This is a genomic window from uncultured Gimesia sp. (assembly GCF_937919775.1).
GTDB lineage: Bacteria > Planctomycetota > Planctomycetia > Planctomycetales > Planctomycetaceae > Gimesia.
This window is the reverse complement of record NZ_CALFPF010000331.1, coordinates 1-11,440: the sequence shown is the minus strand read 5'-3', so window position 1 is coordinate 11,440 and position 11,440 is coordinate 1. Positions and strand designations below refer to the sequence as shown.

General features: G+C 48.9%; 8 protein-coding genes. 6 read left to right on the top strand and 2 right to left on the bottom strand.

What is annotated here, in order from left to right:
- Window positions 1-3,537 (bottom strand): putative Ig domain-containing protein (locus tag Q0294_RS09190; RefSeq protein ID WP_299463724.1); only part of this gene is annotated, 3,537 nt, incomplete at its 3' end.
- 312 nt (window positions 3,538-3,849) lie between these two features.
- Between Q0294_RS09190 and Q0294_RS09185 the strand changes: the two genes are divergently transcribed.
- The 5 genes from Q0294_RS09185 to Q0294_RS09165 all read left to right on the top strand — a co-directional run bounded on the left by Q0294_RS09185 (window position 3,850) and on the right by Q0294_RS09165 (window position 9,847).
- A complete protein-coding gene (locus tag Q0294_RS09185) occupies window positions 3,850-4,566 on the top strand; it encodes a pyridoxine 5'-phosphate synthase (protein ID WP_299463721.1) in 717 nt (238 codons plus the stop codon).
- Window positions 4,567-5,237: 671 nt separating this feature from the next.
- Window positions 5,238-6,650 (top strand): type I glutamate--ammonia ligase, encoded by a 1,413-nt coding sequence (glnA, locus tag Q0294_RS09180; RefSeq protein WP_299463718.1) that lies wholly within the window; start codon window positions 5,238-5,240, stop codon window positions 6,648-6,650.
- 349 nt (window positions 6,651-6,999) lie between these two features.
- Window positions 7,000-7,443, top strand: a complete 444-nt coding sequence (locus tag Q0294_RS09175) for an Hsp20/alpha crystallin family protein (protein ID WP_299463715.1) — start codon at window positions 7,000-7,002, stop codon at window positions 7,441-7,443.
- A gap of 568 nt (window positions 7,444-8,011) precedes the next feature.
- A complete protein-coding gene (locus Q0294_RS09170) occupies window positions 8,012-8,827 on the top strand; it encodes an HAD-IIA family hydrolase (protein WP_299463713.1) in 816 nt (271 codons plus the stop codon).
- A 228-nt stretch (window positions 8,828-9,055) separates the two neighbouring features.
- A complete protein-coding gene (locus Q0294_RS09165; RefSeq protein ID WP_299463710.1) occupies window positions 9,056-9,847 on the top strand; it encodes a phosphoadenylyl-sulfate reductase in 792 nt (263 codons plus the stop codon).
- A gap of 6 nt (window positions 9,848-9,853) precedes the next feature.
- On the opposite strand, the gene Q0294_RS09160 is transcribed toward Q0294_RS09165, so the two are convergent.
- A complete protein-coding gene (locus Q0294_RS09160) occupies window positions 9,854-10,813 on the bottom strand; it encodes an endo alpha-1,4 polygalactosaminidase (RefSeq protein ID WP_299463707.1) in 960 nt (319 codons plus the stop codon).
- A gap of 185 nt (window positions 10,814-10,998) precedes the next feature.
- Here Q0294_RS09160 and Q0294_RS09155 point away from each other — a divergent pair.
- Window positions 10,999-11,440 (top strand): sulfatase-like hydrolase/transferase (locus tag Q0294_RS09155; RefSeq protein WP_366917943.1); only part of this gene is annotated, 442 nt, incomplete at its 3' end.

Sequence of the window (11,440 nt, the reverse complement as noted above, 5' to 3'; positions counted from 1 at the left end):
GTCTTCTGTAAATGCAGCCCCGAACTGGATGCTGGTGGCGGTGGTGTATTCAGTATTGTAGTTGAGATTGAAGGAAAACGCATCGATTCCCGCATCAGTCGAGTTGGAAACGCTGCCCCAGACCTCTACCCAATACGATTCCCACTCTGACAAAAAACTGGCATTTGGGGGGAGTGTCAGGGTTTCACCAATCGCAGAAGTGCTGGTAGGCGACTTCACAATCCTCAGGTCATACTGTGTGATCAGAATCGGCGTGACTGTCAACTGGAACGTGCTGCTTGCTTCCAGACCTGCCAGATCGGTGGCGGTGATCACAATCTCAATCGTTCCGGCATCGGTTGAACCGGGAGTACCATTCAATTCGCCCGTTGCGGCATTGAATCCCAACCAGTCCGGTAATACGGCGCCACCAGCCAGCGAGGCTGACAGTGTGAATAAATCGCCGTCAACCGTGTTGGCATCGGAAAAGAATCCGCTTACATTCAGAGCAAAAGGGGCGCCTTCTTGAATCTCTTGATCAGAAATCAATCCTGCCGCTGGAGCAACATTTGTAAAATCATTATCGATGATCAAACCGCTGGCCACAATGGACTCACCCAGGTCATACTGATCCTGATCCAGAAGCTGGATCTCAATGCTTTCATCATTTTCGTCCAGTAAATCTTCCAGAATACTGACGAGGATCGTAACGGAACTTTCATTGGCGGCGAAGGTCACCTCACCAGTCAATTCACTGAAGTCGTCTCCGGGAGTCGCAGTTCCCGAGATCTGATAATAGACAGTCAGCGGCGCGTCGAGCTGATCAGCGCTGCGGGTGAGAGTAAATTCCAGTTGCCCAAAATCTGACTCTTCCACGTCTGCAGCGGGAGCCTGAATATTCACAACCGGTAAGACTTCCGGAGTATTGCTGTTGATAAATTCGAGAATCGACTGATAGTCATAGGCTTCTTCCAGAGGCTGATCCATATTATGTAACAGGCCCCAGTCGCCCCAGGGAGCAGATTCTCCACTACCGGTAAATATATACTGATTAAACAGATCAACGCCGATCAGCTGTGCGCTGTTCAATAAGACTTGATAAACATCATACATGCGCGGGCTGAGTGAGGCTTCATGAACAACAGTTTGAACAGGCCAGCCGTAGGCGTCCGGATGAGATCCCCCTTCATACGTGACCAGGTCAATTTCCCGTCCCAGGATCTGCGAGTATTGGTCAGCCAGATTCTGGTGGTCGATCAGACGGGACAGACTCCAGGGAATGGTTTCTTCCAGAAGAGAATCGATGACATCATCGGCTGTGGTAAATTCGTTAAAACCTTCCAGTTGCTCCGTGCCAAGACCGGCATAGGCAGTGACCGAGATGGCATCGAAATTTCCATTCATGGCCGGGAGCAGATTTTCCAATACAGTCGGATTCGCCTGCTGTCCGGCGACAACCCGTACAATGCGGTCTTCCTGTCCAACGAAAACTTCTTCCCAGATTTCAAAATCCTGCTGCATCTGGCCGGCAGCAAAGTCATACCAGCTCATTCCCGCATTTTCGGGTAAGGCGAGTTGATCCTGGATCCAGTAGCTGGTCTCAAAACCGTAAGCGTAGTTCCAGATTTCGTTTGACCATTCCACGTAAATCGTCAGTTCCGGATCGAGCGTATCGCGTACCATCTCGGCGAAGTTGCGAACGAAGTCGTCGTCGGCCCGATAAGGCATGTTGAACCAGGGATTGGCATCCAGATGATTCGAAAGTTCAACCATGTATTCGAGGGCAATGCCGTTATGAAACTCTGCCGGATCGTTGCCTCCAAAGAATGTCGCATCATTTATTTTTGCACGGTCCTCCCAGGTGACAATGTCGGAACCGTTTGTTTCCATCCAGTCCATGAATCGCAGGGTATCAAACGCGTCCAGACGTTCCAGGAACAATGGATGGAAGGGCGAAAAGTCAGCGCCCGGCTGCCAGTCCTGACCGACAAAACTCTGGCCGTTGTAGTCGGGCAGCCACAGGTTGAAATTGCGGAAGTAATTGGCAGGGTTGATGTCTGTAATCGTCAGTAAGACATCCTGGTTCTCCGGCAGATCCAGCAGCGCGTAATGCCGTCCTTCGGGAGTCATGCCCTGTTCAATGATTCCCGGCAACCAGACCGTTGCTTCTCCGTCCCACTCTGCCCGGTAAATGCCGGCAGGATTGACTTCACCCGTCAGGATGGGGGCAATGTACTGTTGAATGATGGTTTCCCCTAATTCATTGACGGTCTGCTGTGTTTCAGTAGGCCAGCCATTTTCATCAAGGTTGATGTCAAACAATGTGGAACCCCACTGGGATTGGAAGGTATCCAGATTCAGGCTGACACTGTTCCAGGAACGCATGGTGTGCGCCATGTCGGTAAACGTCCAGGCGGTACTCCAGTCGGCGATGCCTTCCAGATTCATCCCGACTTGCATGGGGGTGAATGATTCCGGATCGGGAATGATCGGCGAATTGACATTCTCGCCTAAAAAGGAAAGCATTTGTAAATTTGTGGTTTGAATCCGCAGGTCGATGCCCTGTAAATATTCCGGAATTTCCGGTCGGTCGAACTGAATGAATTCGAATCCCGCGACCAGATCAGGCTCAAACGGTACATACGGAGTCGGATCAAAACCTCCTGCTTCCAGCGTGTGGCTGTTTTGATAGAACGGATCATAGTCATTTGCCTTTTCCCAGTCGGTATAAGACACCATGCCGACCTGAAGTGTTTCCGGTAAATCGGGCCGATGGATGCGGCTGTTGAGTACCCAGGCTTCACCGGGAATTTGATAAAGCGTATAGACGGTATCTCCAATTCGCGCGATCTGCAGATTGATCATGGAATTGTCGCCCCTGTTTTGGAGTACGAGATTGGAATCGCTGTTGCGGGTGGTTTTGGTTTCCATTTGAAATTCATTACCTGAATTTCCCCAGCCCAGCGAAAGAAAGATGTAGTTCTCGCCATCGTTGGTGTCATCATCCACTTGTGAACCCGGACTCCAGTCAAGTTCCGGATTGAGAATGTTCCGGGGAGTGCGAATCATGAGTCCCGCCAGCGAAAATTGCGACCCGTTGGGCACATCGTCGAGATCACTGTCTCCAATATCGTCACGGTCTGAAATATTGACCTGCGTTGTTACAACGAAATCCCCCGTTATTTCCTTGTAAGCCAGGGGACCGCGGTAGTCATCAAACCAGACAGCAGTGTGGGGGGCAAATACCATTCTGCCTGCTTGAGTCTCGTTGATATTCCAGGTTTCGAGCTGATCAGCGCCCCAGCCTTCGGTTTGGTAGATGCGTTGCCAGTTGGCGAGTGTGGCGGCGTTTTCAAAATCATCGCCCAGGTCTGTCAAATCGTCGGCCGCCAATAATTGTCGGTCTTCGAGGTTTTCCGTTTGTACGATCGAGTAAACTGGTGAGAGATTGCGACGGCGGCGTGAATGTGCTGGAGCTTTTTCGAACAGACTGCGAAGATTTCGGCAGAATCTGAGTGCAAAGTGTTTGAAAAAATTGTTGGATTTATTGGAAAACATGGGCTGCTCACTGCTGAAATGGTGCTAAGAACGGGTAACGGGGTACTTGATTCACGAGTGATTCGTCAGCGAGCATGAAAATGCGACAAAAGCGTTCCATTTTATTTCGAAAATGAAAAGAATGCCTGAGATTCCTGGAATTCGGTTCTGGATATTCTCTGAAAAACCAATAACATACGTTGATACTTTTAGGATTCGAGAGAACTTTATACCGAGTGCGCATGTCGATAAGGAAAGAGCGTAGCTTCGTTCTGCGTGTGTATTCGTGGTAAGAAATCTTGAAATCGATTCAACATTAGAAAGAAAACTGCAATGCCAGCTCTAGGCGTGAATATTGATCATGTTGCCACCGTTCGTCAGGCTCGTTTGACATATGAACCGGACCCGGTCTGGGCCGCTGTTTTGGCGGAATTAGGTGGCGCAGACGGGATTACCATACATTTACGGGAAGACCGGCGGCATATACAGGATCATGATCTCTATACGATGAAGAAAACGGTGCAGGTGAAATTGAACCTTGAAATGGCGGCTGAACAGGAAATGACCGGAATTGCCTTGGCGGTGCGACCCGATCAGGTATCTCTGGTGCCGGAAAAAAGAGAGGAACTGACCACGGAGGGGGGCCTGGATGTCGTTGCGAATTTTGAACGGGTGAAAAGTTGTGTCGTTCAACTGCAAGAGGCGGGGATTGAAGTCAGCCTGTTTATTGACCCTGATCTGGACCAGATTGCTGCCTCAAAAAATCTCGGCGTGCATGGAGTCGAGTTGCACACCGGACGCTATGCAGATGCCGCTTCAGCCGAGGAGCAGCAGAGAGAATACGAAACACTCCTCAGGGCGTCGCAGTTTACGATCGAACAGGGATTAAAGCTGCATATGGGGCACGGTTTAACATATCGTAATGTCGCCAAAATTGCTGCGATACCGAATGTGAGTGAATTAAATATCGGTCACAGTATTATATCCCGCGCGGTGCTGGTCGGCATGGAGCAGGCAGTGCGCGAGATGAAAGCATTAGTCACCGTATAAACGAGATGTGAAAATCAGATAAAAAGTAACTGCAACCAATACGAATTTTATGATTTCCGTTTTATGCAAGTTTCTTTAGTAATCGGTCGTCTCTGATCGTTTTATTACGCCTCGTTTCCCCGAACCTGGTAACCGTTAATCATCGCAAAGTCGCTTGAAATATCACAGGTTAAGAAATTTCAGATCCGATGTCGAATTGCCAGGGAGCTAACTCTGACAGTAGATTTCTGCAGGTAAATTCGTTACTGTATTGAGCTGTTGAGTAAGATGCATCCGGCACCTGAATGTTCCGTCAAAGTCGTGCCTGGTTGTATTTTGTGTCTCTGGTTTCGGTATGGTTGCGAGTTCCTGCAATCGCTTTTTTCCCAGCCGATCTGCTTAAATTCATGATGAACTTGAGTAACCAGAGAAATGTGAATGGCATTCCTTTCATGATTTTGCAAGTCGAGGGATGTGGAGGAGTTCACGCAAGAACAAGTGAAGGAAAAGTGTTCCGGGTGATAACGGTTTCCGTTATTACAGGTTACTTTTTTCGTGATTGGGCGATTGTTAGATTGTCTGACGCGCACATTGTTTAGACTTATTGTGGATATGATCGGTTCTTCACAGGACGGGGTATGACGGGCCTTACTCCTGCAGTTTCACTCAAATCAATAGAGGAGCAATTTGCGATGACTCCCAAAGATTTTTTTGCTTTTGCAGAAAAAAATGGCGCTAAGATGGTCGACTTGAAGTTTACCGACATCTTTGGTACCTGGCAGCATTGTTCGTACCCCATCAGCACCTGGAGCGAAGGGACTTTTGAAGACGGCGTTGGTTTCGACGGTTCTTCAATTCGTGGCTGGCAACCGATTGACAGTTCAGACATGCTTGCCGTGCCTGATCCTTCAACCGTGAAAATGGATCCCTTTTTCAAGTCGCCTACCGTGAGTGTACTCGCTGATATTGTTGATCCGATTACCAAAGAGGATTACAACAAAGATCCGCGTAATGTCGCGAAAAAAGGGCTGGCCTATCTGCAACAGACCGGCATCGCAGATGCCTGTTTTATTGGTCCGGAACCGGAATTCTTCATCTTTGATGATGTACGTTACCTCTCGAATCAAAGAGGGGCCATGTATGAAATCGATTCTTCAGAAGCTGCCTGGAATACAGGTCGGTCTGAAGGGGGAAACCTGGGACACAAAATTGGATACAAAGGGGGATACTTCCCTGTATCACCGATTGACAGTTACGGTGACCTGCGTGCGGAAATGGTCGAAGAACTACAAAAAGTGGGGATTGTCGTAGAGGCACATCACCATGAAGTGGCTACCGCCGGCCAGTGCGAAATCGATATGGAATTTGCACCGCTCCTGCAGATGGCTGACCAGTTCATGTGGTATAAATACGTGATCAAAAACGTAGCCAAGCGAAACGGCAAAACCGTGACCTTTATGCCTAAGCCCGTCTTTGAAGACAACGGTTCCGGTATGCATACTCATATCTCACTCTGGAAGGGGGGAGATACTTTGATGTACGGCGATGGTTATGCAGGCTTAAGCGAAACAGCCATGCACGCGATCGGCGGAATTCTTAGTCACGGTCGTGCTTTGATTGCACTGTCGAATCCGACGGCCAACAGCTTCCATCGACTGGTGCCCGGTTTTGAAGCGCCTGTCACACTGGCGATGAGTCAGCGTAACCGATCTGCTGCCTGTCGAATCCCCATGTATTCCGGCAGTCCCAAGGCAAAACGGGTGGAATTCCGTTGTCCTGACCCGACTGCCAACGGTTATCTGAGCTTTACCGCTTTGATGATGGCAATGATTGACGGGATTCAGAACAAGACTGACCCTGGTGAGCCATTGGATCGTGACATCTATGACATGACCCCGGAAGAATTGGCTGAAACCAATATCGCTCCCAAATCTTTGGATGAGGCCTTGGTCGCTTTGGAAGAAGATCACGCCTTCCTGACAGCCGGCGATGTCTTCAGCGAAGATTTGATCAAATCCTTCATCAAGCACAAGCGAACCGAAGAGTTGGATCCGATTCGTCTGCGACCTCATCCTTACGAATTTGATCTCTATTATAACGCTTAATCGCAATATCGATTCTGTAATCGCAGAGCGATAGAAATCGACTCGCAGTAAATCATCTGGTTTGCTGCGAGTTTTTTTACGCCAGAGAGGGTGTGTGCCATAATGGCGTTCCTTGCATGGTGTCTACTGGTGCCAAAATGACATGTTTCTGGTTTTTTATGTTAGATGATGCTCGGCTTTTGTTGGTTCTTAAGTGATTATTTGGAAAAGACTTGTTGAGAATCTAATTTGTTTGAGCCTGATTTGGCATGTTCTGTGCTATGTCATCTTGTGTCAAAGTTGTACGGAATGAAACCTTTCGGGTTTCAAAATCAATAAAAGAAGAATGGCATTTCAAGGAGACAAAAACATGTTAACTGCACGCACACACAAACTGGGTTTTCCTTTTTCCGCAAACCTTCGTTCTGAATTGGATGATGCATTCAGTCAGATGTTCGGAAAATCATTGTCAGGCTTTGAAGGCGCCTATGCGCCTCTTTCGGTTTGGGAAGAAGCTGGTAAATACCATCTCGCCCTCGATGTTCCCGGCATGAATAAGGATGACCTTTCGCTGGAGTTTCAGGATGGTCACCTTGTACTGAGTGGAGAACGAAAGTCTGTGGAAGGACGAGAGTATCTGCATAATGAACGCCGTCATGGAAAATTCAAGCGGGTGGTACAGCTTCCGGACTGGGTTGATCCTGCTTCAGTCAATGCAACGCTGGATGCGGGTGTGTTAACGGTGGTGCTGGATAAAAAATTGGACCTGCAACCCAGGCGAATTGAGATCCAGGATTTAACAAAACCAGAGTAGATCAAAGTTTGTACTCACACTGTGTGAAATAGTGTTCGTTGCGACCCCGACCGGCTTTGATTGAGCCGATCGGGGTCTTCTTTTTAGATAGTGTAAATCTCCGTTCCACGCTTTGAATTCGAGAACAAGGCTTTGTCTATTTCCTGTGCAGCTTCGCTTAAATGCTAAGTCTCTGTCTGGTTGTCATTGTGAGAACCCTGTAAAGAATTCGTGGTTTTCCAGACAGCGCTATTTCGGGAGAAAGGCGGGAAAGGTATATGTGCCAAGAGGTTACAATCTTCCGGTTCGTCAGGGATGTCAATCGGCCGGCCGGGTACGGCACGGCAATTGCGATGTGTCTGGAACAGTTAGTTTTACAATGCGCTAAATCACTTCAGCAGATGCGAATAAAATGAATTGTTCTGATGGTCACTTTGGAGTTCAGAAATAGATAACAATGGTCTGTGGTTAACAGACAATCTTCCATGACCCGATTCAAACACTGAAATATTCAGTGAGCGCGCTCCCGCATCTGAAGATCGACTCGACGAGTCTCGATTCAAATTAAATAATTCAAGGACCGAAAGCGATGTTACCAGGATACTTAATTGACATGGATGGTGTCATTTACAGAGGGACTGACCTGATTGAAGGGGCAGTCGGATTTATCAATGAGTTAAAAAAACGGGATCTGCCTTTCATTTTTTTAACGAATAACAGTCAACGGACCCGCCGTGATGTTGTGACGAAACTGTCCCGGATGGGAATCACTGTCGGTGAAGAACACATTTTTACCTGTGCCATGGCGACCGCGCGGTTTCTTGCGCAAAGTAAACCCAACGGAACTGCTTACGTGATTGGGGAAGGGGGCTTGTTACACGCACTTCATCGGAACGGTTATTCCATTGTGGATCATGATCCCGATTATGTCGTGGTGGGTGAAGGGCGGTCGATGAACTTCGAAATGATCGAAGCGGCGGTGCGCATGATTGAAAACGGAGCAAAACTGATTGCCACGAATATGGACCCGAATTGTCCGACTCAGAATGGTCTCAGGCCCGGCTGCGGGGCCATTGTTGCCATGCTGGAAGCGGCTACGAAGAAAAAAGCCTTCAGCGTCGGCAAGCCGAGCCCGGTGATGATGCGGACTGCGCGTCAGGAATTAGGGATTTCTTCTGCCCAGACTACGATGATTGGCGACACGATGGAAACAGATATCCTGGGTGGCGTGGAAATGGGATACCGTTCCGTGCTGGTTCTCTCGGGAGGTACTTCACTGGCGGATCTGGATTATTATGCTTATCAGCCGGATCTGGTGGTCGACAGCATTGCGGATCTGAACAAAGAGGAGTTCTTTCAATTTGAGAGTGCCCGCTTTCCCAAGGTCGAGCGGCTGCTGGCCTGATTTTCTAACTGTCGTGAAACGGTTTTCTGTGAATCGGCCTGATTTTTCACTCTGATTGATGGAGAACCGGTTCATGCGCGCATTGAGGTATTTCTGATGGTTCGCTACAATTCCTGAAATTGAAGTGGTGAAAGCAAAATCTCACTAGGTTTACAGGAATTTGTTTCAACTCAGCGATCTCCCTTTCGCATCAATTCAGGGGGGGGAAATCGCGGCAGGAATACTTGAATGGCACGTCTGACTCAGGCCGATTTAGCAGATCTCAACGAAGCATTTGAAGAACGAACACCCGCTGAACTGATTCATTGGGCGCAGGAAATGTTTGGCTCCCGACTGGCGGCGTTATCATCGATGCAGCGCGCGGGCTGCGTCGTTGCGCATATGCTGAGTCAGATGAAAGCGGACATTCCAATTCTATTTGTCGATACCGGCGTCTTATACCAGGAAACGCTGGATACGCGTGATCGGCTCATCAAAGAGTACGATTTAAACATCGTCACTCTCATGCCGGCTCGGACAATGGAGCAGCAGACAGAAGAACTGGGAGTCTTGTATCTTTCAGTGGAAGGGCAGGAGCAGTGCTGTGATTTGCGTAAGTCACAACCATTGCTGCAGGTCGCCGAGCAGTATGACGCGCTGATTGGCAGTCTGCGTCGTGCCGATGGGGGGCAGCGTGCCAATGTACCGATTCTGGCAATTGACCCTGATATGAACTGTCTGCGTGTGAATATTCTGGCCAGTTTATCCAAGGAAGAGTTTCAGGCTTACCTCAAAGACAATCAGGTCATCACGAATCCGCTGCATAAACAGGGCTTTCCGACGATTGGCTGCAACCGTTGCACGACTCCCGTGATGGAAAGCGAACCGATTCGTGCCGGACGCTGGCGGCACCTCGGCCCCTGGTCGCAGTATTGCGGAATTAACCCGACGGATGTTGCCGGAAAACAGTCCCCTGCCATCGAGTTGCCTCAGGATCTGGTCGATCGGATTCTGGGACGCGAAACCGATTTCATGATCTGAGCCACATCAGTCAGCATTGGTTTCCTGAGTCAGTTCCAGATGAAGTTTTGTGGTGGAACTGCCCCACGCGGGAATAAATCCTGCGGCACGGCTTTTCTGAAAGAATTGCCCGCGATCAACGTTGGTGTCTGTGTATCCCAGAGTAAATACCGTGGTGAATCCATTTTTTTGAATCTGGATCATTTCCCGCTCTTTGCCGGTTATCCAATCCCCGGTATGCGCGTAAGCCGTTTCCCACAGCAAGCCGTCCGGGTTATGCGGGTGAGATTTCATCAGCTCCAGACCCGGAATGAAAATCCCAGTGGCATCTCCGACAAAAACAGATTTTCCGATCAGATTCAGTCCGCGATTCTGCAGGATGAACTTTTTCGGTGACAGCGCTTTGATCTCCCGTATCAGATCAATCATGGCACTCACACTTTGGGCTCTGCGCGGTATCGGCCACTCCCGGTGATTGATATAAAGGTCACTTGTATCGACCGTATCCAGAAACAGACCATCCACGTTCTGACCGTAAATCTGTTTGATCCTCTGGTACAGAAAATCGCGCCAGGCTTTTTCACTTACATCCATGTGCCAGGATTGAAACGTCTCATTCTTGCTCAGGATCATGTCTGCCAATGCACGTGGGGACTTGTGTTGCTTGAGAAACAGTTCGAAGTTTGCTTTTTCGATCTGTCCCAGTTCTCCGACGCTGAGATAGGCGATCACTTTCGTACCCGCCTGATGTGCACTCTCGATTAACGTTGAGATCTGTTTCTGGTCGAGTCCGCGCAGTTCGATAACAGCGACCTGACCCTTTCGCATTTGCCGCTGCATCTGGTTCAATAGTGTGGGATCACTGCCATAGTAGAGTTGAAATCCCGTCGGCACAAATGCACTTTCTTCCGCGATTACGGGCGTTGCAGCAATCACCAGGAACAGTCTGAAAATCAGACTAAGAACAGGATTGGATAATAATTTCATGAAGCCGGTTCCTGGAGAAGTGATTTGTGTTTTCCCTGATGCTTTTGTTATTCTAAATAAAGTGATCGTCGTACCTAAGGTGTATTCAGCTATTTTCAATGAAAAGACCGGCCATGAATGTAAATCGATTCCTTAATAAGCGTGGCATTATTTTCAAACTCTTATGCCTGGCGTTAATCGTCTGGATGGTGCCTGCCATCTGTTTCGCAGCCGAAAATGCCCCTCCCAATATTGTATTGATTGTGAGTGATGACCAGGGATACAAGGACCTGGGGTGTTTCGGTAGTCAGGAAGTGCTGACTCCCCATCTGGATCGATTGGCTAAAGAAGGTGCGAAGCTGACCAATTTTTATGTGACCTGGCCGGCCTGTACTCCCAGTCGAGGCAGTCTGCTGACAGGGCGTTATCCGCAGCGGAATGGCATATATGACATGATCCGCAACGAAGCCCCCGACTATGGTCACAAGTACAAACCAGCAGAGTATGAAGTCTCCTTCGAACGTATTGGCGGTATGGATGTGCGTGAAAAGTTGCTGCCACAATTATTGAAACCCGCCGGTTATGTCAGCGGCATCTATGGTAAATGGGATCTGGGCGTTCATCAACGCTTTCTGCCTCTGGCGCGGG